Origin of the sequence: Paenibacillus sp. VTT E-133280 (genome assembly GCF_002264385.1) — a bacterium.
Classification (GTDB): Bacteria; Bacillota; Bacilli; order Paenibacillales; family Paenibacillaceae; genus Paenibacillus_AQ; species Paenibacillus_AQ nitricinens.
The window spans coordinates 1-24,807 of the sequence record NZ_NFUX01000016.1 but is presented as its reverse complement, the minus strand read 5'-3'; the positions used below and the strand labels follow the sequence as shown (position 1 = coordinate 24,807).

General features: G+C 38.8%; 21 protein-coding genes and 1 pseudogene. 4 read left to right on the top strand and 18 right to left on the bottom strand.

Annotation, left to right across the window (positions count from 1 at the left end; translation table 11 throughout):
* Positions 1 to 17: 17 nt before the first annotated feature.
* Together CA600_RS31775 and CA600_RS09625 are read left to right on the top strand one after the other, a co-directional pair.
* Positions 18 to 140 carry a hypothetical protein gene (locus CA600_RS31775; RefSeq protein WP_256989799.1) on the top strand — a complete coding sequence of 41 codons (123 nt, stop codon included), beginning with the start codon at positions 18 to 20 and terminating at the stop codon, positions 138 to 140.
* Positions 141 to 261: 121 nt separating this feature from the next.
* Positions 262 to 486 carry a hypothetical protein gene (locus tag CA600_RS09625; RefSeq protein WP_256989798.1) on the top strand — a complete coding sequence of 75 codons (225 nt, stop codon included), beginning with the start codon at positions 262 to 264 and terminating at the stop codon, positions 484 to 486.
* A gap of 152 nt (positions 487 to 638) precedes the next feature.
* Here the strand turns inward: CA600_RS09625 and yaaA are convergent, their stop codons facing one another.
* From yaaA to CA600_RS09555, 15 genes and pseudogenes are all read right to left on the bottom strand, one after another.
* Complete coding sequence (gene yaaA, locus CA600_RS09620; protein ID WP_094869988.1) at positions 639 to 1,391, bottom strand: peroxide stress protein YaaA; 753 nt, start codon at positions 1,389 to 1,391, stop codon at positions 639 to 641.
* Positions 1,392 to 1,494: 103 nt separating this feature from the next.
* Positions 1,495 to 1,761, bottom strand: a complete 267-nt coding sequence (locus CA600_RS09615) for a hypothetical protein (protein ID WP_094869987.1) — start codon at positions 1,759 to 1,761, stop codon at positions 1,495 to 1,497.
* Positions 1,762 to 1,792: 31 nt separating this feature from the next.
* Entirely contained in the window at positions 1,793 to 3,349 is a 1,557-nt protein-coding gene (locus CA600_RS09610) for a glycosyltransferase family 39 protein (protein ID WP_094869986.1), read from the bottom strand.
* 179 nt (positions 3,350 to 3,528) lie between these two features.
* Positions 3,529 to 4,413: an aminoglycoside phosphotransferase family protein gene (locus tag CA600_RS09605; RefSeq protein WP_256989797.1), complete on the bottom strand. Its 885-nt coding sequence runs from the start codon at positions 4,411 to 4,413 to the stop codon at positions 3,529 to 3,531.
* 45 nt (positions 4,414 to 4,458) lie between these two features.
* The gene (locus CA600_RS31770) at positions 4,459 to 4,584 is read right to left on the bottom strand and encodes a hypothetical protein (RefSeq protein WP_256989796.1); all 126 of its coding nucleotides are present in this window, start codon (positions 4,582 to 4,584) and stop codon (positions 4,459 to 4,461) included.
* A 147-nt stretch (positions 4,585 to 4,731) separates the two neighbouring features.
* The gene (locus CA600_RS09600; RefSeq protein WP_094869985.1) at positions 4,732 to 5,025 is read right to left on the bottom strand and encodes a hypothetical protein; all 294 of its coding nucleotides are present in this window, start codon (positions 5,023 to 5,025) and stop codon (positions 4,732 to 4,734) included.
* 453 nt (positions 5,026 to 5,478) lie between these two features.
* Complete coding sequence (locus CA600_RS09595) at positions 5,479 to 7,797, bottom strand: ABC transporter permease (protein ID WP_094869984.1); 2,319 nt, start codon at positions 7,795 to 7,797, stop codon at positions 5,479 to 5,481.
* Entirely contained in the window at positions 7,787 to 8,452 is a 666-nt protein-coding gene (locus CA600_RS09590) for an ABC transporter ATP-binding protein (RefSeq protein ID WP_094869983.1), read from the bottom strand. The genes CA600_RS09595 and CA600_RS09590 overlap by 11 nt, the downstream gene beginning before the upstream one ends.
* Positions 8,449 to 9,693 carry a hypothetical protein gene (locus CA600_RS09585; protein ID WP_094869982.1) on the bottom strand — a complete coding sequence of 415 codons (1,245 nt, stop codon included), beginning with the start codon at positions 9,691 to 9,693 and terminating at the stop codon, positions 8,449 to 8,451. The genes CA600_RS09590 and CA600_RS09585 overlap by 4 nt, the downstream gene beginning before the upstream one ends.
* Positions 9,694 to 9,698: 5 nt before the next feature.
* Positions 9,699 to 11,084: a radical SAM/SPASM domain-containing protein gene (locus CA600_RS09580; protein ID WP_094869981.1), complete on the bottom strand. Its 1,386-nt coding sequence runs from the start codon at positions 11,082 to 11,084 to the stop codon at positions 9,699 to 9,701.
* A 194-nt stretch (positions 11,085 to 11,278) separates the two neighbouring features.
* Positions 11,279 to 12,556, bottom strand: coding sequence for a GHKL domain-containing protein (locus CA600_RS09575; RefSeq protein ID WP_094869980.1), 1,278 nt, complete (start codon positions 12,554 to 12,556; stop codon positions 11,279 to 11,281).
* The gene (locus CA600_RS09570; protein WP_094869979.1) at positions 12,553 to 13,281 is read right to left on the bottom strand and encodes a LytR/AlgR family response regulator transcription factor; all 729 of its coding nucleotides are present in this window, start codon (positions 13,279 to 13,281) and stop codon (positions 12,553 to 12,555) included. Before CA600_RS09570 ends, CA600_RS09575 begins: the two co-directional genes overlap by 4 nt.
* A gap of 191 nt (positions 13,282 to 13,472) precedes the next feature.
* Positions 13,473 to 15,083 (bottom strand): annotated as a pseudogene (locus CA600_RS09565) (Na/Pi cotransporter family protein).
* Between the two features lie 244 nt (positions 15,084 to 15,327).
* Entirely contained in the window at positions 15,328 to 17,490 is a 2,163-nt protein-coding gene (gene gnpA, locus CA600_RS09560; RefSeq protein ID WP_094869978.1) for a 1,3-beta-galactosyl-N-acetylhexosamine phosphorylase, read from the bottom strand.
* Positions 17,491 to 17,502: 12 nt separating this feature from the next.
* A complete protein-coding gene (locus CA600_RS09555) occupies positions 17,503 to 18,522 on the bottom strand; it encodes a glycoside hydrolase family 88/105 protein (RefSeq protein ID WP_094869977.1) in 1,020 nt (339 codons plus the stop codon).
* A 451-nt stretch (positions 18,523 to 18,973) separates the two neighbouring features.
* Between CA600_RS09555 and CA600_RS09550 the strand changes: the two genes are divergently transcribed.
* On the top strand, positions 18,974 to 19,915 hold the full coding sequence (locus CA600_RS09550) for an AraC family transcriptional regulator (protein WP_094869976.1): 942 nt from the start codon (positions 18,974 to 18,976) through the stop codon (positions 19,913 to 19,915).
* A 168-nt stretch (positions 19,916 to 20,083) separates the two neighbouring features.
* On the opposite strand, the gene CA600_RS09545 is transcribed toward CA600_RS09550, so the two are convergent.
* Both CA600_RS09545 and CA600_RS09540 read right to left on the bottom strand, forming a co-directional pair.
* The gene (locus tag CA600_RS09545) at positions 20,084 to 22,003 is read right to left on the bottom strand and encodes a hypothetical protein (protein ID WP_094869975.1); all 1,920 of its coding nucleotides are present in this window, start codon (positions 22,001 to 22,003) and stop codon (positions 20,084 to 20,086) included.
* A 314-nt stretch (positions 22,004 to 22,317) separates the two neighbouring features.
* Positions 22,318 to 22,677, bottom strand: coding sequence for a winged helix-turn-helix transcriptional regulator (locus tag CA600_RS09540; RefSeq protein ID WP_094869974.1), 360 nt, complete (start codon positions 22,675 to 22,677; stop codon positions 22,318 to 22,320).
* A gap of 191 nt (positions 22,678 to 22,868) precedes the next feature.
* Between CA600_RS09540 and CA600_RS09535 the strand changes: the two genes are divergently transcribed.
* Entirely contained in the window at positions 22,869 to 23,423 is a 555-nt protein-coding gene (locus CA600_RS09535; protein ID WP_094869973.1) for an NAD(P)H-dependent oxidoreductase, read from the top strand.
* 68 nt (positions 23,424 to 23,491) lie between these two features.
* Here CA600_RS09535 and CA600_RS09530 read toward each other — a convergent pair whose 3' ends face one another.
* Positions 23,492 to 24,658, bottom strand: coding sequence for a DUF4317 domain-containing protein (locus tag CA600_RS09530; protein WP_094869972.1), 1,167 nt, complete (start codon positions 24,656 to 24,658; stop codon positions 23,492 to 23,494).
* Positions 24,659 to 24,807: the final 149 nt, after the last annotated feature.

Below are 24,807 nucleotides of genomic sequence, written 5' to 3'. Positions count from 1 at the left end.
ACAAGGGCGTGATAAAGATGCAATGGCAAGAGGTTCGGTCAATTTATCCTGATCAATATGTACTGCTCGAAATTTTGGATTCTCATACCAAAGAAAACATTCAGTTCATAAATGATGTTGCTCTAGTACGTGCCATTTAAGACCCCGATGAGGCTACCCGCCTATTATTAAACTACAAGAATAACAATATTGTTTATCATACCGGACAAGAGAATATCACCGTCGAACTTAGAAATCATCCTCTATATAAGAGTAGATAAGATGCAAATTGAGTTTATGCACGACTTAATTCAGACAGCGATGACGATTGACTACAAGGGACGTTCCTTAAAAATAGACAATTTAGTCATTGATACAGGTGCTGCTCACTCCCTACTGTCTTCTGACATCGTTTCTGAACTAGGCATTAGATTCGAAAATGGCGAATCGGAATTGATCATGAAGGAATTAATTACATCAACGGTCTTATCGGACTGGATATTCTAAAAAGCGGAAATATAATTATTGATCTAAATCGGATGGAGATGTTCCCTGCAGAATCGCAGAGACAGCTAGATTAAAGAAGGATCAAAAAAATAAAGGTAACCCTGAGACTGGTTGTTCAACCACCTTCAGAATTACCCATAATACTACTTACTCTATTCATTCTTTTTTTGAATAAACACATACGTATTCTCATCCGACAGCTCCTCAGCAAAGCTGAAATCAAACCCGTCGAAGCCTTTAATCCCTTCTACATTGGTGATTTGCCGCTCAGCCAGGAAGCGTACCATTTCACCTCTGGCCATCTTGACCAGGGTCGCTCTCTCCACGATCTTACCGCCGATTTCCTGCCCGAATACACAGCTAATCATTCGAACGTTTCCGCCAACATACGGGGAGATGCACTTGCTGTATTCCTTGGAGGCCAGATTCAGAATGATGTCACTCTCCGAGAATAGCTGATCCGCCAGCTTTCTGTTCCAGAACTCGTAGATAGAGCTAAAACCAGGTCCGCTAAGCTTGGCCTGCATTTCCAGCCTGTACAGAACAACGCCGTCAAACGGCCGGACGATTCCATAGAACCCGGACAATATCCGTAAATGCTGCTGAAGATATTCCAGCTCCTCCATTTGAAGTACCCCAGGTGCCATGTATTGATACTGGATACCCTCATAGGAAAAGATAGCCGGTGTAAGATTCCGTGTTACATCCATATCCCGAATCCGCTCCACATTCAGTGTGGCGATGGCATCATTGCATTTCCATAGGGATTTTGCTTCTTCATAATTCAACTTTTGTAATAAGGCCAGAAGCGTCTGTGACTCGCTTATGAATTGCGGCATCTGCCGGCAATCCATGAAATCCGTGTCCCTCTTCATCTTCTTGGCAGGCGATATAATGATTCTCATGATGCTCCCATTTCTCTTTTCTTACCCCTGCGGGGAATTTATATATAATCTTATCCTATCATACTTAATCTTCGTAGACTTGAGGCAAGTTCATGAAATTTATTCACTGTCGCCCGCTTCGTCCGCTAACTCCTCCATCACCGCTACCGTCATCCTTACCCTGGCTACCGTTTCCTCTCGTTCCGCCATTCATGCCCGGAAAGCTACCTCCATTTTTGTCCCGACCACCATTAAAACCCTGTCCCCCGTTCGCCCTTGACCCGGAGTCGGTACTTGATATCTTCTGCGCGGTAATGGCCTCACAGGAGACGAGTACTATGGAACAACTAAGCACTGCTATGAGCAAAGCGAGAACTCGCTTGATTCGCATCTTTGAACCCCCTCTTTCCGAGCGAAAATAGTTAACGAAGAACATATCTTTTCACCATATAATCGTATACATCTTTAAAGCCCATGTAGGACAACACGATCAGCAACGGGTACACGGGGTAAATATATCGGGACTTAATCTCCCACAATAAATAGAATCCGATAAAGCCCAGCACCACAAGAATCAAAGGGGTCTCTTCAAATCTTTTAACTCTTATTCCACCGATTAAGCGAACGAATATACACACATACATCAGAAAATTCAGAACATACAGCAACCACAACAATCCGCTTCGATAATTGGAGTCCGCCTTAAACAAATCCGTAGCAGCATTAGTGTAGCTATAACGGTCCATGACGAAACCCATTCTTCCACCGTTGCTGGATGATCCATCATTCCCAAGCCCATATCGTTCCATCTGGTATGTTCCTTCTGTCCAGGTCCAAACGAGCTTTTTATAATACATTTTCACTAAGTCACTTAAGCTTGCTTCGGAGAGTTTATTGCTGATCTCCTCTTTAAATAACTCCGTACTTTCTGCCTTATTATAATTTGCATCTTGCTGATAGATTGCGTAGCTCTCTCGATTGTCCCAGAACCCAAACGTCTCCAAATTGATCCCCATATTCAGCCACATGTAGACTGGTGCGGAATTTTCGTTAATCGGTTCATCTACAACATTCATCCCCTGCAGCACAGCATTTTGCGTCCAGCTCGGAGTATTGAACAATAAAATCGTGATAAACAAAGCGCTTAGAGCTTTTTTCACCCCGATCGCACGCATGTTGAACAAAAGACTGACCACCACAGCAATCAGAACAATAACACCGATACTTCGGAAATAGTTGCCGACTGCCAGGAAGATAGCTGCAAAGACAATATCCTTTATGGACTTTCTTTTTATAAATTTCACAGTAAAATATAAAGCACTTGTTAGAAAGGCTGTAGCAATCACATCGTTATAGATTAAATTACTCATAAACAAAGAAGGAATATAGGTAGCGGCAAACACGAGAATGCCATAATCATGATCCTTAGACTTGTCATTGAGCTCTTTATACAGCATGTAAATCATTAATGAGGTTAAGAGTGTAAAAAGAATATTGAATACTTTAATCACCAAGTAATTATCCGGAAATAACTGTAGCAGCGTTTTTAAGTACACAACAATCGAGAAATTAAACGGGAACATATGCAAATAACCCGTCGTGTCAAAAGATGAATAATCATTCCTGTACAGCATATCGAGTGCCAGTGAAAGCACCGTCTGCGAATCATCCGTCGGCAAGCGAGGAAATAGAAAAATGATCACGATCTGAATGGCAAAAGAACATAGCAATATGGCTGGAATGACGATTTTCCAACTGTACTGATTAAGCTTCAGGCATATTTTATACAAAATAACGCTTAACGCCAAAACCACTACAATCCCTAGAATAAAAAGGCCGAGTTGCTGCTTCTCCAAGACAGGTGTGTCCCCATATACGAAATAATTATATTTCGCCCGGATAAAAAAGGAGGAAGCTATAAACAGTCCAATGAAGAATGCCAGTATGAGATACAATGCTTTTTGAATCGCCCTTACCATGGAAAACCTCCTTTTCACAGTCGAAGTCCTATACAAGTACATCTCCCGATTTATAAAAAGAATTATAAATACCCAAACTGAATATTCAATGAAAATTGAGTGTGCCGGGAGCTCGCAGCAAACAAACGTAAATAGACCGCCCTCCATGCAAAGGGTTGCGGTCTATAATGTAATTCTTTTTAAGATGAAGTTCCTTTAAACCCTTGGAAGTCCAAATCTTTCAGAAAGCGATTACTTCCTAGTATGCTCCTTACTCTCTTCGTTACCTTAAGTCCTTTAGGTGTACTGCCTCGTCTATTCAGCAAGATCCATCTAAGACAAGCCCAGGCTTCGAAGACCTCAAGCTCATCCTGCTCCATAAAATTCTCCAATAGATAAGCAGAACGGAACATATCAGCGTAACGCTCGGAGATATGGATTTTCAGCAGAATAAGTGACCATGCAAAATCATATCTAGGATCTCCTAACTGGCCGTTCGTCCAATCGATGACGGTAAACCGCTGTTGTTCCTCTACTATATTTCCTAAATGAAAATCTCCATGAATGATACGATTTTGTTTCATAGGAGTTTGCTCCACTAGTGAAATAAGTGCAAGATTAAGGTCTGCGTGCTCATTCGCTTCAGGAAAAAAGTAATCGATGAAATCGTACTTAGGTAGTTGTATATGTTCAAGCTCAGCGATATCTATTTGATGAATTCTGGCTAAAATACTCGCGAGCTCCTTCATTGTCTTATTATTCACTTTATGAATTGGCGTTCCATCAAAGCTTGTTAAGAACACCTTATCCCCGTTCGGGTTGATCCCCCAGCCCACTGGTTTGGAGACGGCTATTCCTCGCTCGGACAGTACCTCCAATAAACGGTATTGAAACTGAACATCTGGTTTGGAGCTCTTACTCCACGTTTTCAAGACATAGCTCCCCTCATCAGACCTGATCTTTAGAACCTCTGCTTCAAAGCCCTCATCCATTAGATGTATGGTTAAGTTGGCTTCTTGAATAAGTAAGTCATCCATGATTTCTTTGTGTTCTATCCAGTTTACGTTAGTTATAGGGGTTCTCAAGAGTGGTTCTTCCTTTCGAGTGATTGTATATAGCTACGATCTCAATCAAGTTCCCTTCTGGGTCAGCCACAACAGCTTCACGCAGCCCATAGGAATTTTCATGATGTCCCGATAGAATGTGGCCATCTTTCCCATGTCTTTTACAATCAAAGTGATCGCGCCAATTTCCATGAAATCCGCCTACTCTTCTAAATTATTCCTTTTATGATCGTAGATATAGTAGCATAGACGGTAAAATATTGAAATGAAATGTGCAATAATAAAAAGCCCTGTAGAAGTTCTACAGAGCACTTGTTGGCTTGAATCTAACTTCTCTACCTATGTCACTGAATAAAATGCTAATCCGATACTTGAAAAGATAAGCAACAATATGGTAATAAAAACCGCAGATCCTATATACTTATTCTTTTTAGACTTACCCGTAATTGATATTCCTCTTTTTCCAATAAGAGAATATAAAATGAATCCCAATATGGGAGTGGTCGCAATCATTAAGAACACCCAAATCCAAGGATTTATTCCTCGATACAAACAATCGTTGTAGAGCCATAGGCATGATAGCGTTATAGTCAATAAAGCAAATACAACAACTAATACAACTAATGGAATCATAGCTTTCTCCCTCCTTACTTATCACCAAAACAAATAATTAAGCAGGTTCAAGTTTACTCCCCTTGCTCCTGCTTAAAAGTACTAACATACTGCTTTCATCATATTTCTAACTGGTTAACTACTTTGAACGAATATCACAACTATTGTTACCAAGAAAACCTAACCAGTTAGAAATATTTAGTTTAAATTAGAAGCAGAAACAGAAGCACAGTGAGAAACAAATGGAGAAGCAGAAACAACCATACTCTTCTCTCGTTTCCAAATTTTCTACGGATTCATCAGTCCAAAGGGATTCTGTGGCATTTAAAGAATGCATTTACCTTCCACTCCTTTCATTTTGAATTAGCGGAAACAATTGATGGCATAAATGAATTCACATATAACAATAATATTTATTTAGTTACTGTATAAAAGTAACAATAGTTGTCGCATTTGTCATATGAATAATTAATCTCATTCTCTAATCACTTCTAAATCATTATATTTCCTACTGAAAAGAGATATATTTCCTACAAGTACAAACAAAACAGATATAAAAATGATAAATACATACATACTTCCATCAATAATTACATTTCCTTTAGAAATAGCTGAAACAGCAACGGATATAACTACAGAAAATAGAACCAACGACATCGTAAGCGAACATATTATGCTAATTATGGCTTTGATCACAAATTGCTTCACAAGAATTTTCTTACCTATGCCTAAAGACCGGATGATTGCATACTCTTTTCTATTGAGATCATTCATTAAGCTAAGTAAATTAACGTTAAATATGACTGCTGCCACGATGAAAAGAAAACAAATATATTTAAAACTAGTTAAGAATGAATCCATTTTAGATAACAGGTAATCTCCTACTACATTCATGTTAGCAATATAGCTATCCTTCACTTCATTAAGGAATCCATCATCTACTGCTCTTACCAAATAAATTGTATCGCTATATTGATTTTCGGAAGCTTTCAACATCCAATTATTATTGATACCAGCAGAATCGTAGGTTCCTTTTACTCTATAATTCACAGTTTTCTCTTCGTTCGTAATTTCTAAGGTATTTCCAATATTGATTTTATAGGCGTCTGCATATGCTTTTGAAATGAGTATTTCTCTTGGATTTCCTTCAAAGACATCTTGCCCCTCGGTCATTTTAAACTTTGATGTATAATTCTTTTGGTCAATTTCATTGATACGAACCTGTTTGTTGGAGACCTTATCATTTTCTATCTTTGCATCCATATAGTGCATTATCGTGAATGCCTTTATATCACCGGAGTTGACCAACACCTTACTTAGAGCCTCTTCATCACTTGTCTTCATTAAATAGTTATAGGGTAAGGATTGTTGATACCCCATATCAACAGATTCCTTTAAGGTATTTGCTAACCCAAAGCCTATTAGAATAAACCAAAGCATCATGGTTAAATTTAAAATCCCTATTACAAAAACGAGCTTATTTTTTTTGATTTCTTTAAATGTATATAAGGTACTACGATGATATTTCCATACTGGAAGTCTTGTAATCAGCTCAATGAGCAGTAATATCCCTATAAAAATAGCGCATAACGTAATTAATAAAATAAAGTTACTCGCCATGGATGTACCACTACCCAATAAAACTGCATATACGGAAAAGACAACTGGGAGAGATAGCATAATCCCAAAATTTCTTAGCCTATTCCTGTTAGGGAGACCATGATCTCCTTTGACAATAAGAACAGGATCTAGATTGACCATATACTTTAGAGCAACATTTCTGTACAAAAGGAATACAAAAATATTAAAGACTACAAATTTAAGAATATTTATCATATAAGCGGCTGTGTAATTAACACTAATATTTTCCGCAGCTAAAATCATTTTTGCGAGTGGAATGCTGAAAATAACGGACAAAATTAATGGGGTAAAGATCAAAATATTGATCTCTAATTTCATTGCCTTAATAATGTCCTTCATCTTGATAGGAATTAGCATTAACGCAGCAATATCTTTCTGGCTTCTCACAATCAACATCGTAATCCCACTAATCAACACGGCGATTGCTAATAAGTACCCTACTGTACTAATCAAATTCAAAGCCATAATCTGTTTATCTAAGTCTGAGAATAATTCATTTCTTCTATCTTCAATTGTTTTGTATTTATAACCAGACTCCAGGGATTGCAGTTCTTGTTTCAATAACTCTCCGGATTTACCGGAAATAAATACTAATCCAGCGTCAGAATGATAGGAGGTTTCTAAATTTTTAGTCTTGATATAACCAGAAACCTGGGCATCATCCACAACATCAATAGGGAGATATTCTATTCTCGTGATCTTTAAAGCTTTATCTTGTTCCTTAATTCCTATTAGATGGATTGTATCTCCTACATTTAAATGCTGCTTGTTCGCCAATCCTTCAGAGATTACAACCTCATCCTCGGATAAATTTTCGTAACCGGATAGAAGATAGAGCATCATTTGGTTATTTTCATTTTTAAGATAGACAGGGGCTGAATGAACATAGGAGGTTTGAATTCCTTCCTGTTCATATGTGCTTATAGCTTTATCAAAGCTCTTAGAGGGAAAAGATTGTGTGACTACAAGATCAGCAGGGTTAGATTCTTGCATAGCCTGATTAATGTATTCCTGCTTACTCATTCTTATTTGAGGCAAAATAAGCGAAACGGTCATTGTAATTACGATTGAAAGGGCTATAAAAAACATTGACCATTTATTTTGGTTTAGGTTTTTAAGATTATAGAGTTTAAATAATTCTCTATATTTCATTTAACAACCCCTCATTCATTAAATATTGTCGTTTACCCAGACTTCCAATGGAATGATCATGAGTAACTATCACTAATGCGCTGTTATAAGAAGCACTTACTTCTAGAAGGAAGTCCATTATGCTCTTGCCGGTGGCAGCGTCTAAAGCTCCTGTTGGTTCATCACATAGAATCATCTTGGGATTATTAATTAAGGCCCTCGCAATGGCGACTCTTTGCATTTCCCCACCAGAAAGTGTCGGTGTCTTATGACTATGTTTGCTTGTTAATCCCACTCTTTCTAGCATTTCCATTGCACGACTCTTTTTCTTTGCATACGATAAATTTTCATGAATAGCAATAATCAAATTTTCTAAGGGTGACAAACAAGGGATTAGATTTGAGTTTTGAAATACAAGTCCAATATAATCTTGCCTGATCTGTTCGATCTCTTTTCTATTCTTGGTATCAATGGATCTTCCATCCACTAAGATCTGACCCTCTGTTACATCTGTTAACAATGAAATACAATTTAAAAAACTCGTTTTTCCACTTCCCGATTTCCCCATTATGGTGATGAAGTCACCTTGCTCAATGGTTAAATCAATTCCCTTTAGAACATGCTGCACATTTTTATCAGTGCTAAAATCTTTTTTAACATTTACACACTCAATCATTGTGCCTTCAAGCCTCCTTTAATTTTCAAAGTGAGGTAAAGTCTTTTTAAGAAGGATGCCAACAGGCTAACAACAAAAATCACCGGTATAAATAGAATAAATAGGTTATTTAGATCAACTAAAACATTAGATATATTTCCATGTATTATATTTTGCTGTAAGGATATAAATTTGTTGATTAACAAATCATGATTTTGAATTAAGCCCATGACAGAGTACAGAAGTGACAGAATAATCAAACATGTAGTAAGTACATATACACTACTGTAAATACCATACACATATACAGACTTACTGATTGAATAGTGTTCATCCATTTTTCTTGCTCTCTTTGCATTTATTAATTCTACAGTCATCTTTTTGATTGACTTAAACGCTTTGACCTGAATATTTTGAACATTTAGATAATCCGACAACAGCCAGTATCCATCCATTCTTAAGAATGGTATAAGGTTCATCGCCGACGTCATTAGAATAAGAACAATGCCGATAAGTAAAGAAATATTATGCGATATCATATAACACACGAATATTGGAATTGTAGTGAGTACTTGAAAGTACATCCCACTGACATCATTGATAATTCTTTTGTTTTTATCTAAACGCCAAGTATTTGTCATATCAATAAAGAACACAAAATAGGTTAAATAAATTCCGATACCTATTTTCCCAACGTTAACATCGTACTTATAAGCTGCTGTTGCATGCCCCAGCTCATGAATAAACATGGAGAGATACACTAAAAAAATAACAAGAATAGTGTTCAGGTTATTAAAAATATCCGTTGGATATTTTGAAAGATGCATCACCGAAAATACTCCACAAATACTTACAATGATCAGCAATGGGATAACAACCCAACGACTATAGAGTAGATATTTCAGTATTGAATATAGTCCACGGAACTTCGATGACTCAATGATCGGAAGATGTAACCAAAGGTAGCTTTTTTTTTTCTCACCAGATTTGTTAGAGGAATTTGTCATCATATTTTTAGGAACAAGAAATTTTTTAATAAAATAATCGAATTCCTTGTCTGTAATACTAATACCTTTTGCATTGAGATCATTAATAATCTCCTCATTACTGTTCGTTCCATCTAACTTATCAATGATTTCTTTTGCTCTAGGTGATACTTTGATATGGCTGGATTGATCAAACGATAATATATAAAAGCTATTACCGTCTACATCAAGCTCTTGTCTAGTTTCATATTGCTTTACTTGTAGCAGCCCCTCCATGCTCATCACACCTTTTGTAGAATTTGACGCTTTCTTGTATTCACAAAAGCTTTCATTGTATCTTCAATATCACTGCATACAGGACAATCAATATCCTGGTTTATGTCTATGGCTGCTATAGGACAACCCCCACCACAAATCAGACCGTATTTGCATTCTTTGCATTGTGGAATTCGTAGTATAGTTCGATCTTTCCACATTCCCTCAAGATTTGGATCAAGCTTTACACTTTCCCCGTCATAGGATCCGATTTGATGATGCCCCTTACCAGCTAACATTAAGCAAGTAGAAATATTTCCATCGGGAGAGAATACTAAATTACCACCAGAAGTAGCCTCACAATAATTTAGCTTCCAAGGTTTCATTTGATTATTTGAATCAAAGAAAGATTGTAGGTAATTCACACATGGAGAAACAACCATTTTAATAATTGAATCTTCAGATCCTAATGTGGGTTCGATTTCTAGAACTCTGGAGTATAACTCACTTTCTTTCATAGAGTTGTTCGAACCGTCACAATATTCTAATACTGGTGCTACATAAGGGTATACATAGCCTGATTCCACCCATTTCTTTTCTTTGATAAACTGGACCAAATCGCTTAAAGAATCGATATTATCTTGATTTATGTTTGTTCGTAAATGCGTTTTTATTTTCATTTCAATCAGTAAATCAATACTTGATTCGATGAGATCAAAGGTTCCTCTTCCACTCACTCCAATTCGTCTGACATCATGAATAGACTTTGAACCATCCAAGGTGATCTGAATGATGACATTATCATACATTTTCAAAAGCTTACTGTAGTATTTTATTGTTGTTCCATTCGTTACAATTCTCACTTCGATGTCCCTTGCTTTTGCAAAATCAAGTGTCTTTTGTACAATTGGCATGTTTTGAGGTAACAAGGGCTCTCCTCCAAACAAGGAAATCGATGTTTTTGGCGTGTCAATCTCTGTTTGTGCAGTAATGCAAGTATCAATATAATTAAGAATTATAGTTAGTTGTTCTTCAGTCATTACTTTTTTATTACTTAGATTCTCGTCCCCCTCAAAGCAATAGGTACATCTTAAATTGCACCCCATCGTGGGACAAATGGTAAAGCTGCGAACTAGATTTTTCTCAATATACTTTTGATGTATCTCAGCATACTTTCTTATGAATTCTTGTTCTTTCTCTTTTTGTTCAAACACGTAGCCCCTCTTAATTAAAGTTTGCATCAGCTCATCTTTATCATCAAAATTGGAATATCCCTTCTTCATTTCCTCAATCCGTTCATACGTATCTGAATCAATAATGTCAAATGCACTAGAGATTGTATTTATTAATAAGATACTCTCATCATCAAGTTGGAAATCCATTACTCTATCCGTGAAATACAATTTTTCCATCCTCCTATTTCACTTTTCATTTTTATTAGTGGGAACTATTCGTCACATTTCATTCCTTATGTTGAAATCATAAACCAATATTTTCTGTTTTTTTGTTGCTCGTTGTAATCGGCACAATACTCGTTGTAATCTGCATAACAAAAAGGCGATTTCCCATTCAATTGTTTTGAATGGGAAATCGCTGCCTTTTGTTCTTATGGAATTGGTAAAACTACGATTGAATTAAAATAGCCCTCATCGTACGAAAAGTCTGAGTATCCTTTTAACTTTTTGACTCGTTCATTGATACTGCTGATTCCAATGCCGTACCTATTTTTCCCTTTTTCAGAGATTAATCGCCCATAGGAGAAGTCCACATTCACATGATTCGATGAATTTACAATGATTATGAATAATTTACCTTCACTAAACTTTATTTTAATTTCAATTTCCTTTTTTATTTCTTCTGTTAATCTAAGTACGGCTTCAACAGCATTATCTAAAAGATTCCCTAAAATGGCTGCTAGATCAATGGTATGCTCTATAAATAAGTCATGAGGAACTTGGAGGTCTAAAGTGCATTCTATATTATACTTTTTGGTTTGTTCTAGCTTACTATTAAGAATGGCATCGATGGGTATACATCCGGTTAATAATCTATATGAAAATACATTGGTTTTCAATAACTCCTGTAGCTCCTCTTTTACCTCGTCTGTTTTTTTTCTCTCCAATCCATAGGCTATATTTAATAAAATATTTTTCAGATCATGTTTTAGCTTAGACATTTCCCTTTGATTCTCTAAGCTCTCTTCGTAATATTTATTTTGTGTCTCCATTATGGAGTACTTATGTATTAGAAAATTTTTTCCTTCTAAACTGTTGTAGATCAGCATGATGCATACATTAACAATTAACAAAAAAATACATGGAACGAATTGATTAATATCTTTATATTGGAAAATCCAATATATACTCAATAAGGATAGACAGGGAACAATGCTTAATAACAAACATTCCTTATTACTTAATCCGATCTCATTATCAGATCTAAAATAGAGTAACAGCTTTGCTGACAACATCACAATTAACAACGATAAAAAGTTTGCACTAAAATATACGACAAGCATAATAAATAACTGGCCTTCAAATTTTTGATCATAATTATATGTAATAATTGACAGAGCTAAGTCTGCAAGCGTAGTTATCAGCGTAAAAAAGATAATGTGGTAAATCTTTCGAGCCATTGATCCGTAGAATGAGTACAATATACAGATGCTTAAAAGAACAACAAATAAAAGCAACCTGACCATAGCGTTTGTGTCATTAGACAATAATTTTATGATTCCCATAGAAAGAAAGGTTAAAGAATAGAATTTATACTTTGAGATTCTGAGGTTAAGAAATCCATTAAAATAAATAGAAATTGATGTAACCTGAACAAGCGTATAGAGAATAGCTAGAATCGCAATGCTAATAACCTCAATATGTCTCAAAAGCCAATCCTCCTTTTTATGAAATGGTTATAGGCATCTTTAACTATTTTCCTCTGCCCTCTACTAATTGCAAAACTTTCCTTATTGGTGAGAATAATATCAGTCCCTGAAACAATATGTATGTAATTTAAATTTAAAATGGTGCCTTGATTTACTTTTATAAAGGATAATGGATCAAGCATTTCTTCAATATCTTTTATTGTGCCATAGAATGAAAATTCGTCATTAACGGTTACAACATGTATAATCCTACCTTTCTCAGAGGAAATGGATAGAATCGTGTCACTTTTAATTTGATAGTTAAGATTTTGAGTTTTGAAGAATAAGTACTGGTTATTCCTTCTGACCTCATCAATGGCGTGAAGTAATACTTTACTTATTTGTTCTTCTTGTATAGGTTTTAGTATGTATCGAAAAGGTGAAACTTCAAAGCTTTCCATAGTGTAATTGTCATAGCTGGTAACATAAATGATAATCATATTTTTGTCTATTTTTCTAATTTCCCTAGCGACCTCGATTCCATTTAGAATCCCCATTTCAATATCTAAGAATAATATTTGATACTCTTCGTTTCTAGCATTTAAGGCTTTCAATAATGATTTTCCGGATTCATAAATGTCAATATCTAACTCTATGTTTTGATACAAGACCAGACTATCCATAATGATCTTCTCTAATTTGGAGCTATGTAATTGCTCATCATCACAAATACAAATTCTTATCATTCCCCTAAACTCCCTCTGTTGAAATAAAATAAAGAAATTAAAATTTCAATATATGCCTATAGTTATGTAAATATTACCTTATTAGTATTAATTCAACAAAGTAGGTCTGAAGTCCTTGCAAAATAAAAAAAACACCTCCTAGAATTTATCAGATAGGGATTATCCAATGTTTATTCTAAGGGTGTTGTTTATTACTCGTGCAAAACAAACTGCGCAATATTCTTACAATGATCACCAATTCGCTCCAGATTGGTTAGCAGGTCGAGGTAAATTGAGCCCGTTCCGACGGAGCATAAATTTTTATGCAGCCGTTGAATATGATTCTTACGATATTCGACCTCCAGCTCATCCAGCTTTAATTCAAATTGAAGTACTTCTTTGGCTGCTTCCTTGTCTTTATGCTCAAGTGCAACCAATGCTTTATTCACAGCATGATTAGCAACTTCCATCATTTCCTTAAGCTCAGCAGCCGCTTCGGCTGACAACTCCAGCTTGTTCGTCATTCTAAATTCGCCCAGCTCCACAATATTCTCAGCGTGGTCACCGATTCGTTCCAGATCACTTACGGTTTGGAACCAGCCTGTGGCATTCTCAGATTCTTTCGGAGAAAGACCCTTCTGGTGAATTTTCACGATATAATCGGTAATTTTACGGTTCAGCTCATTCACTAGCTCTTCCTTCTGAAGAGCCTGCTCTGCGGATTTGGTGTCCTTATTGAAAAAGAACCCTGTTGCATCCTGAAGTGATTCAGATGCATATTGGCCCATTCGGACAATCTCATGCTGAGCTTGACCAAGAGCCATGGCAGGCGTCGCGAGAAGACGTTCGTCGAGATAAATGGCTTTGAACTGAATCTCCTCCTTTGTGCCCGGAATGGCCTTAGTTACGATCCAAGCCAGTACTGGAATTAGGGGTAGGAAGATAAGTGTATTCGTAACATTGAAAAACCCATGAGCATAGGCAATCTGCATACGGATATTCACACCTTCTCCAACCCAGAGGACAATGTTATAAACGACTGGTAGTAGAATCGTAAAGATAATCGCCCCAACAATATTAAAAATAACGTGCACGAGAGCCGTCCTTTTAGCAGCCACCGACGCACCGATCGATGCAAGCACCGCCGTAATGGTGGTTCCAATATTGTCACCGAACAAAATCGGTAAAGCTCCACGTAGACTAATCATGCCCTCGTCAGCAATTGTCTGCAATATACCAATCGTTGCACTAGAACTCTGTACAATCATTGTAAATAACGTACCCACAAACAAACCTAAGACTGGTTGGTGAGACAGATCAATCATAAAATCTGTAAATGCCGGCAACTCCCGAAGTGGTTTAAGTCCCCCTCCCATCGTAGCTAAGCCGAGAAACAAAGTTCCAAATCCAAATATAATCTGTCCAATATACTGGTAACGCTTTTTGTTAATGAAGAACAAGAAGAAAGCACCGACCGCAATAATGGGAAGGGCTTACTCTTCAATCTTAATTCCTACAATAAATGCAGTCATTGTTGTTCCGATATTGGCGCCCATGACCACACCAATGGCTTGCCGCAAAGTCATAAGCCCCGCGCTAACAAGTCCGATTGCCATAACAGTTGTCCCTGTTGACGATTGTATCAATACAGTTACGCTAATCCCGACAAGAACACCCAAAATCGGATTGGATGTATACTTCTCGAGCAAACCGCGCATTTTATCCCCTGCGGATTTTTGAAGCCCATCCGACATGTATTTGATACCGAATAGAAAAATGCCAAGTCCACCAACAAACTTAAATATTAAATCCTGCCAATCCAATAGGTAAATCCTCCTCTAGTTGTTGTTTTAAACCCGTTTTATTTTAGCATATCATATAAAGATTATGAATTATCTAAATATAGACATAGGTTACGAATCTCAATGTTGGCTACAACACATAGCATGATCTAATTTCAGGATGCCTAACCCAATTTATATATAGTGAGATCCTTTTCAAAAATATCGCAGCAAAAAAGCTCAAGCTTCGGCAGGTTAGCCACAAGCTTGAGCTTCTTCAGTATTACTAGTCGCCAATAGTTCTAATAAGCGTGTCAAACGGATCTAATTCCAGAGTTTGTTCTCCATACTCCGTATGAATCGTCGTTTTTTGAAGTTGATCGCTATTGTTAATGACTACGAGGATTTTACTTTCTGGATAATAAGCACATTCTGTATATAAGTTATCCGTAATGTATTTTGTCTCCGTGAACTCATTACCCGCAAAACGAATCAAATTCAGCAGCAATCTTGTATTCTCAAAGCTGAAGGTGAAAGAAGGCAGGTAGATCCCTTTTCCTTTACCGAAGTCATGCGTGGATAAGGTTATCCTCCCATCCGTTTCATTCACAACCGCTGCTGCTCCATCAGTAAGATAAATGTTATTTTTGGGTGTAATGTTAGCCCCATCAGGCACTAAACCAAGCTCATCTTTAACGTCATATGTCCATTTTCCATGGGCGACTCTGGAGCCTGTATCCTCATCCAGTCCAAGAACATGTGCCATTCTAAAAAAATGGTCATACCCTTCAAGCGCCGAAGGCTGATTCACGCCTATAAAAGCACCACCTTTATAGACCCACTCTGTTAGCAAATCCACGCACTTACTGTCATCCCAGCGTTCTCCACCACTCCATGCTGAACCTGCAGAGCCGGCATTGATCACTACATCACAATCTTTTAAAATTCCCTGCCGGATATCTTCAAAATCAATAAACTGAACTTCAAACGGCAATCCAGACAAAGCCTCGTTGATATGAATCAAATCATGCATATGCGTTTCATGGAAATGCCCGGACAAGGTCCATGATCTCAATTTGCCCCAAGCGTGCAGAATGGCTACCTTTGTCTTAAGGTGATACGGGTTACCTTTATGATGCAGCTCTTTAATGTCTCTGAATTCACCGGCAATCTTTTCGATGTAATCACAGAAATCCGGATAAGGCTCTACAAGATGCAAATATCCACCCAATCCAATTCGGTCTATCGGCTCTCTGAGCAGAGCACGCCGGATATTAATCCAATACTTTTTGGCATCTAGTGTAGGATTCCCTCCCTCCATAAAGGTAGGCAGGCCACCTAAACCAACCGGAAATAGGTAGGGATGCAGCCGAATCTCGTGGGTATCTACTTTTACACCTGAACACATTCTTGCCTCGAACCCTGAGAACACACATTTAATCATCCCGTCGAAGCCAAATTCTTCAAATCGATCATTGTAAGGCTCCATGCCAACCCAACTGTCATCATAGAAGACATACGCCAGCTTGTCGTGCTTATGCACGATATCAATTAATTTCTTACTAAATTCGATGACAAAATCATTGATAAATGCCATCCAGTCCAGCTTGCGCTGCTGCGCCGGGATATGACTGACCCGATATTTTCCACCATTCACAAAATCCTCAGCCGTGAGCGAATACCCATATTTGCGGGCAAACAGATCAAGTGCTCTTGCGCTTACCGTAAAATCATATGAACCCCAATCCGAGAACAAATGCCGATTGCGTTCATTGCTGCCCCAAATCCAGGCGAAATTATAAAATAGGGATGTAAACCGGACAACTGTTGTTTCCTGATGCTTATGACACCAATCTTCGATCCAATGGAGCAAATAGTTCTGCGTTTCAACATAGATGGGATCAATCTGCATCAGATGCTCTTTTTCCCAGTGATTCGTGGTGTGGTTGTACATGGAGATCTCTTCCCAAATCCGGTAGACCATGAAGCTAACCGTATACTTATGCCAAGGCGAAATACCAGTAACGACTACATTTCCTGATTCCCGTTCATAATTCCACTGTTCTTTCGGAACCTCTTCACCAGACGTTCGGTCAAAAACCTGCCAGTACTTAAACGCCTCTTTGGAGTCATTTACTCGGAATTGCTCAGCGAAAAAGTCCTCCATCAAATAGATGGATAAATAATCTTCGACCGCTACCTTCGGATTGGTAATTAAAAAGCTCTGCTGTAGCTTATCAGAGTTTTGAGTTGCCCATTCATTATGATCTCTGATGATACAGATTGTAGAATAAATGCCGTATCCTGCGTTGATAATCTCATCGGATAACTGTGTACCGTCACTGTCACGGATGACATCGGCACCCCACCGTTCAGCTAACGCTAAGGTCAGTGCCTCATAACCGGATTCGCCCGGTAGTGTAAAGGCCCCCGTTGTATTTGTGGACAACTTGGATCCCTCCTATTTAAGCATATCGGATAGAAAAGAAAGTGCTAAGCCTTGCCCCCAGCCTTGAATCCAGTCTTTTGGAATATTGCGATAACCTTCCCGGTCCTTCATAACCGCTGTTCCGCCGGATACTCCCAGTACACGTCCATCCTCGCTGATATTACTTAGAACACCCTTCAGTGCCTTTTGCACATATTTGGTATGCAGCGGATTGCCGTTATTGATCATTGCAGCCGCTATCCCGCAAGAGGCAGATACTTCTTCATAAGACTCTTCGTCATCAAGCACTGTCCGCCACAGGCCATTCTCCGTTTGCACAAGCTTGAGTGCGGCCAGTTGATCGCGAAGCGAGCACTCCACATCCATACATTGCGGATACAAATACCAGTCTTTCAAAAGCTTTTTGACTTGCGACATGGTATATGCGCCCCAAGCATTTGCTCTGCCCCAATATAGTCCGGACATATGATCCAGCTTCACATTATTGTAGCCATGGTACCAGAGGCCGCTGCTAGGGTCTTGCAGGTATTTGATATGCCAGTAATATTGATTCAGGGCATCCTGGATCATTTCCTGATCGTTTAATTTACTTCCTACACGTAGCAGAAAAAATGCCGCCATAAACAAGGTATCTGCCCATGCCTGTTCTGGAAAATCATTCGAGACGGATACGGTATGCTGAAGAACATGATCACCGAATCTAAGGGCATGGTGCTGAAGATAATCCACCTTACTCATCACAATATCCCAATATTTCTGGTTGCCTGTTTCTTCATACAAGGTGATCAGCATATGACCCATGGCACAAGTGTTTACCGTCCAGTCCGGCAGGCCCAGCTCGATGTATTCATCTGCCCACTGGATAAGCATATCCAAATACTCTTTATTTCCGGTGGTCTGATAGGCTCTGGTTACCCCATAATAAGCCACCCCACAAGGCCAGTCCCATGTTAAATCCATCGTCATTGTTTTTCTAACGACTTTGCCGATAACGCTTAGAATCTCTTCTCTGTCATAAGTTAATTGAAGCATCTTGATTCTCCTCTCTTTCGCACAAGCCCCCATTGGCGCTTGAGAGCTGTCCGTACTATTGTAAACGCTTTACTAATTCTATTGTAAGGAGTAAAATGGTCTGATTCTAAGCATATTCATAACTAAACTGCGCAAATTCAACCATTTATGGTACAAGGACAGGGTGAGTCGCAATTCCGGTGAATGTTTGGACTTCCGGCCGCTGTTGTCGTAAGAATTTCTTGATTTGTATCACTATTAGTGGTTGAAATCCGGAGACTGCTTATGCTTCCGAAGTGAGCTTTCCTATGGAAAGCTTTCAGGCGGACGCTACGCTCCTACAGTTCCAAAATTCCCCTCCACCGCTCTTTTCCCTTTCCTCAAGTTGTAAAGTACATCTATATAGTTGAACTTGAAAGTTCTTTCACCTATAATCTTCACAAATCAACGGAATGGGAGCAAAGCACCCAATATGCCCAGAAAAAAGAAGCCCGTCATTGAATATCGCCACTACAGCTTGCCGATAAACTTCCCTATTTTACTGTTAAGCGGTGAACGTTGGAAGATTTCCGATATTAAAAGTGGACATCTCCATTTTCATAACCATTTAGAGATTGGCATCTGTCATTCGGATAGCGGGATCATGGAGATCAAGGGAGAAGCTGTGCCTTTTAAAGCCGGAGATGTGACCTTCATCCCTAGGTATCTGCCTCATACAACATATAGTTCGCCAAATGAGGCCAGTCTTTGGTCATATATCTTTTTTTCACCTGAGGAACTCTTTCAGCATTCATTCAAAAGCGCTTATAGTGACTTCGAGCCAAATTTGTGGGCGATCAAGGGAATGAACTGTATTGTGAACAAGGAGGAACATCCCAAGGTTTATACCCTTGCGACATCGGTCGTAGAGGAATTGAAGCACAAAAATCCTTACTATCAGGAAAGCGCTTATGGCTTATTATTATCCCTTTTTATAGAAGTTCTTAGAATCCATTCCCGGAATGAACTCTTGGCCGAGCAAGAAACAGAACATAATCTAAAAGGTGATTTTGTCATCGCTCCGGTTCTGGAGTACATCACTAAAAACTATATGACACCTATGTCCATCAATGATCTGGCTGATCTATGCCATCTAAGCACCACTCATTTCCGTAGAAAATTCCATGAAATCATGGGAAGCGCACCTCTTGATTTTCTAAACAGCACCCGCATTGAAGAGGCCTGTAAGCAGTTAAAAAGCACGGATGCTTCCATCCTCTCCATCTCTGAACGAGTCGGTTTTCAGTCCATCTCCAGCTTCAACCGATGTTTCTCCAAGCTAATGGGCGAATCGCCCAAGCAATGGCGCAAAGGCGCACATACTGAAGCGCAATCCGCAAAGGCATCTATATTGGAGTTTACGGGGTGGGTATAGGGAAAGGGAGTTCCCTGTCTACTCTATCTCACAAAATCTGCTTCATGCGACCCACCTACCTTTAGCATTTGGCAAGGGAGAGTTTATTTATAATACAAAAGAGAGTCCCCGGTAACCACTTTTTTTGGCTGTTGGAAGACTCTCTCACTATTAGGTTCTGCTATTAAGTTATTTTGATTTCTTTACAGTCGCCGATTTAACTTGAAATGCTCCATTTTTGTAAGCAAGAACAGCGGTTTCTTCGCCTTTAATTACGGAAGTAGCTTCACCATGAATCGTTCTTTTTGCTACAATCTCATAGACTCCGTTTTTATCTACATCAATGGCTTTCATTGAGTTGTAGAGCGAGCGTTTGCCATTCACTTTCACGTACTCGTTAAGAAGAACTTTCACACTACTATCTTTGAAGGATACTACGTAAGCATTAGTGCTGCCGTTGTTACCGCCAGAGTATACAGTAATCATGACATCTTTAGATTTATCTCCGTTAAAATCTCCAACGAAGTTGATTTTTGGTTGGTAACCCGTGAAGCCTTTGATATTACTGTTGATCACTTTTTTAGTTTTTCCTTCAATAACGACGATGTTGATATCTGTAATCAGACCACCATTAGCGGCATCCTTGTTACCAATCAGTAAGACATTATCCGCAACACCATTTCCAGTTACATCCACTTGTTGCTTCGCAAGCAGGATTGTTTTTGCTGTTGTTGGAATTCCCTTAAGCTCAAAACGTTTACCAACGGTGAAATCACTTGTTGTATTTGTGGCTGGTGTAGTGACTGGCTTGCTATCACCTTTAGTTGTTTCTGTACCCACAACCTTGAAAGCACCATCTTTGAAGGTGAATGTTGTTTTTTCTTCACCTAGAATTATAGCTTCAGCATCACCGCGAATTTTTCTAGTCCCAACCAGATCATATACACCATCTTTATTAGAATCCACTTGCTCTAAAGCATTGAAAAATGCGGGTTTGCCATCCACAACAGGCTTTACACTCAAAAGTGGTTGTACCTTATCTCCTGCAAAAGATAATATGTAAGCATCTGTCGTACCATTGTTACCTCCAGAGAATGCTGTAAACATTACATCATTTGCTTTGTCCCCGTTGAAATCACCAATCCATTTAATTTCTGGTTTGTAACCATCGAAACCATTGATCTTTGCATCTTTCACTACGTTTGTTTTACCATCGACAACAACCAGATTGATGTTACTTACATAACCAAGCTCATCTGCTTTATCACCGATCAAATAAACTTTATCTTGGGCGCCGTCTTTGTTAACATCGTTAACTTGTTTTCTGATAAGAACGGTTTTATCTGTTGTTTTCACACCTTGCAATGCGAAAGGTTGTCCAACAGTCAGTTCACCAAGTGCAGGTTGCTTAAAAGGGTCTTCTTTGGTGATTTCTGTTTTGCTAACTTTGAATTCGCCATCTTTGAATGCGAACCATACTTTTTCATAACCTGTTACCTCAGAAGTAGTCTTGCCATGGATACTTCTGATTCCAAACAGCTCACTCACACCATCATTCTCCATATCAACCGCTTCTAATGTTCTAAATAAAGCCCGCTCACCTTTAATCTTCAGGTCCCCACCTAGAATAATGGAAGGTTTCTCGTTCTTAAAGCTTACGATTCTGGCATTGGTAGATCCTTTGTTACCCCCTGAGTACGCGGTTATCATTACATCAAGTGCATGATCATTGTTGAAATCACTCACATAGCTGATTTTCGCGTTGGAACCACCAAAGTCTTTAATACCAGCGTTTAACACTTTGTTAGTTTTGCCGTTTACAACGATGAGATTAACATTGTCGAAGTCACCAAAGCTATTGGCATCACCGATAAGATATAAAGTGTCTTTAACTCCATCCAATTCTAGATCAACAGCTCTTGTTCCCAGCAATACTGTATTTGCTTTCGTTTGAACACCAGTAAGTGTAAACTTTTGTCCTACTTGATTGGTGGATGGTGTTACTGCTGAACTGGCTGGTGTTGCGACAGGATTTGCCATGGCTTGAGATGAGAACGAAGCTACAGCTGCTACACATAATGCAACGGATAATGTTTTCTTAATTTTCATTGTGTTTCCTCCGATGGTTTATAAAGGTTGCGGTCGAATACAGACTCATTATAATCCGAGAAATATAGGACAGAGTGACGGTAAGGTAACATTATCCTATTGAAATAAGACAATAACTAAATAAAATATCCAATTCAGAGGAACATCAGAGGCTAGAAAATGAAAATTCATTTCGAATAGAGTAGTAGGAAAACAAAAGAAAACGCTTTCATAGTATATTCTATAGCTTTTTCAACAATTCTACTTTTTTTAATCCTTTGATAACAATTCTGTAAATCACTTTGTTCCAACTGACGTGCAAATCTTTTCTAAGGCTACAGCTCCTGGAACTCCTCCAACAAGACGATCTCTTCTCCTCGTTCTTGTCTTACTTTAATATTTTCCTTCCCCCAAGAACACATAACATCCACGATCTTGTTGGCTGTCACGCCATATTCCGTGAGGCTATATTCAACTTTTGGCGGCATCTGCTGGTAAACGAATCTTGTGACAAGTCCATCCCGCTCAAGTTCACGAAGCTGCTGAATCAGAACCTTTTGTGAGATGCCCTGAATATTACGCTGTAATTCACTTGTTCTTTTGGCACCGGACATCAATAAGCAAATGATCAAAGCTTTCCACTTACCGCCGATGATTTCTAGTGTTGCCTCTATACCCAGATTATATTGTTTCATAGAATAACACCTCGTTCATGCTGATCAGATTACGCTTACTCAAAATTTCATTGTTGCATATATTTTTTTCCGAGTCCAGTACGTACTTCGAAGTAACCATCTTACTTTATGGTGTGTATTTTCTTTTTTTAAAACCTGCAGGATAATGATGATATTCATAAATAATATAGGCCGAAGAACGGAGATTCATAATGAAAACTCTGGTGATTCTGGCGCATCCGAACCTTGAGAATTCGAGGGTCAACCAGCGCTGGAAAGAAGAACTGTTGCAATATCCAAATGAGATTACCATTCATGAGCTTTATAAAGAGTATCCTGACTGGTCTATTGATGTTCCTAGAGAGCAGAATCTAATGGAAGCCTATGACCATGTGATCTTTCAATTCCCGTTATATTGGTACAGTTATCCCCCACTATTGAAAAAATGGTTCGACGATGTACTTGCCTACGGATGGGCTTATGGATCAAAAGGCGACAAGCTTAATGGGAAAAAGTTAGGGCTTGCCATCTCCATCGGAGATAAAAAAGAAAACTATCAGCCAGAAGGCTCTGTTTCTTTTACCGTAGACGAAGTGATTGCCCCCTTTAAAGCCAGTGCCAAGCATGTTGGTGCAGAAGCGCTGCCGTATCTGGCTGTCTTTGGAGCTTCATTTCAAGCCAGTGATGAAGAAATTAATACTAGTGCAAAAGAATATATCAACTATATCTTCAAATACCAAGGGCAATTCCATTCAATGCATAGCTGATACAAATACAAAATGGGCTATCCCTAGTCTTAATCAAAGACTTTCAGGATAGCCCATAACAAATAAGTCTAAAGCGTCTCTGTAGTGAGTGTGAACCCTTCGATCACGGCATCTTCGTCGACCTCAATCAAGATGCAGCGTCTCCCATGATAATTCACCTGTTTCACATACTTTAAATCCTGCGGGCTGACCGAAATCGTAGCTACCTTTGTTTCGATCTTAATCGATTTGGTAGTGAATTTCGGCATCACACTGCTCGCCTTCATCTCATAATGCTTATCGTCAACAATCGTTTCAAACGCCCGCTCTACTTTTTCCATCGTCACATCTTCTACACCACTTACCTTCAGCACGCGTTCCACATCTCTATAATCAAGCTTCGGAGGTTCCTCCTTATCATCGTTGGTTTCGATGACCTGGTTGATTTCCTCGTACAGCTGAGCAATGGTGGTCGCGTCAAGTTGTTCCCCCGCCACTTCCTTCACGATGTCTTCGAAGATAGCTCTCTCTTCCAGTGCCGTCACGGATCTTTCGGCATTCAAGACATCCCCAATGAAATGCGGATCTGGAAAGTTCGATTTTCCTGTGCAATACAGAATGCGGTTCACATCGGAATAATTATCCGTCACGCTTGGGTAAAAGAAGCCCTGCTCCGGCGTACTTAACTTGACGATCGGATCTACAATGACATTGTATTTGAATTCCCGCTCCACATAATCAAATAAGAGAGCTTTCCGTTGCTTCTCTGTAGAATTCACGCTGCATAGAATAAATGGATGCGCGAATAGTTCATTTTTCTCACTTTCCTCGGCTTCGTCGTTTCTATCTTTGGTCGGACGGTAATATTGTCCGCGAACGAAAGTGATTACCGTGTCGCGTTCATAATGGGTATCCGCCATCATTCTGTCCACCAACAGCAGCATCAGATCCTGCCATTCATCCGGATCCCCTGTCACCAAAGCTTGGTGAAGCATCACCTGTGCTGGCTCCTCCGCTTCCGCCTGAAACTTTAACTCGAACAATTTCTGATCCAGTTCGCCGGTTAAGAGTTTTTTGAAATTGCCCATATACAGCTCCTGCTTCTCTCTATCCACCATTCCAAACGGCAGGCGCTCCCAATGATAGATCTCATTGCTTTCCTTCATAATATACACATTGAGAATATCGTAAATATTCATTAAATCGTGATCGAGCTTAAATTGCTTGCGAATATGCGCGACTTCTTTCTTCATCATGATTCGTTAGACAACTCCTAGGAAAATAAATTGGTCTTTTCAGTATAAAGGATAAAAAAAACCTTCGCTATATTAGTTGAACTTAAGATTTTTCTATTAAGGTAAGTGCGTGACTGCGGTGAATGTTTGGACTTCCGGCCGCTGTTGTC

Excerpts from the sequence above, each read along its gene's own strand:
- CA600_RS31770 (WP_256989796.1), bottom strand. The coding sequence starts at position 4,584 with ATGGAAATTGGCGCGATCACTTTGATTGTAAAAGACATGGGAAAGATG.
- CA600_RS09555 (WP_094869977.1), bottom strand. The coding sequence starts at position 18,522 with ATGCTTCAATTAACTTATGACAGAGAAGAGATTCTAAGCGTTATCGGC.
- CA600_RS09615 (WP_094869987.1), bottom strand. The coding sequence starts at position 1,761 with ATGCGAATCAAGCGAGTTCTCGCTTTGCTCATAGCAGTGCTTAGTTGT.
- CA600_RS09545 (WP_094869975.1), bottom strand. The coding sequence starts at position 22,003 with ATGAAAATTAAGAAAACATTATCCGTTGCATTATGTGTAGCAGCTGTA.
- CA600_RS09580 (WP_094869981.1), bottom strand. The coding sequence starts at position 11,084 with ATGGAAAAATTGTATTTCACGGATAGAGTAATGGATTTCCAACTTGAT.
- yaaA (WP_094869988.1), bottom strand. The coding sequence starts at position 1,391 with ATGAGAATCATTATATCGCCTGCCAAGAAGATGAAGAGGGACACGGAT.
- CA600_RS09610 (WP_094869986.1), bottom strand. The coding sequence starts at position 3,349 with ATGGTAAGGGCGATTCAAAAAGCATTGTATCTCATACTGGCATTCTTC.
- CA600_RS09530 (WP_094869972.1), bottom strand. The coding sequence starts at position 24,658 with ATGATGAAGAAAGAAGTCGCGCATATTCGCAAGCAATTTAAGCTCGAT.
- CA600_RS09535 (WP_094869973.1), top strand. The coding sequence starts at position 22,869 with ATGAAAACTCTGGTGATTCTGGCGCATCCGAACCTTGAGAATTCGAGG.
- CA600_RS09600 (WP_094869985.1), bottom strand. The coding sequence starts at position 5,025 with ATGATTCCATTAGTTGTATTAGTTGTTGTATTTGCTTTATTGACTATA.
- CA600_RS09550 (WP_094869976.1), top strand. The coding sequence starts at position 18,974 with ATGCCCAGAAAAAAGAAGCCCGTCATTGAATATCGCCACTACAGCTTG.
- CA600_RS09540 (WP_094869974.1), bottom strand. The coding sequence starts at position 22,677 with ATGAAACAATATAATCTGGGTATAGAGGCAACACTAGAAATCATCGGC.
- CA600_RS09590 (WP_094869983.1), bottom strand. The coding sequence starts at position 8,452 with ATGATTGAGTGTGTAAATGTTAAAAAAGATTTTAGCACTGATAAAAAT.
- CA600_RS09570 (WP_094869979.1), bottom strand. The coding sequence starts at position 13,281 with ATGATAAGAATTTGTATTTGTGATGATGAGCAATTACATAGCTCCAAA.
- CA600_RS09595 (WP_094869984.1), bottom strand. The coding sequence starts at position 7,797 with ATGAAATATAGAGAATTATTTAAACTCTATAATCTTAAAAACCTAAAC.
- CA600_RS09625 (WP_256989798.1), top strand. The coding sequence starts at position 262 with ATGCAAATTGAGTTTATGCACGACTTAATTCAGACAGCGATGACGATT.
- CA600_RS09585 (WP_094869982.1), bottom strand. The coding sequence starts at position 9,693 with ATGGAGGGGCTGCTACAAGTAAAGCAATATGAAACTAGACAAGAGCTT.
- CA600_RS31775 (WP_256989799.1), top strand. The coding sequence starts at position 18 with ATGCAATGGCAAGAGGTTCGGTCAATTTATCCTGATCAATATGTACTG.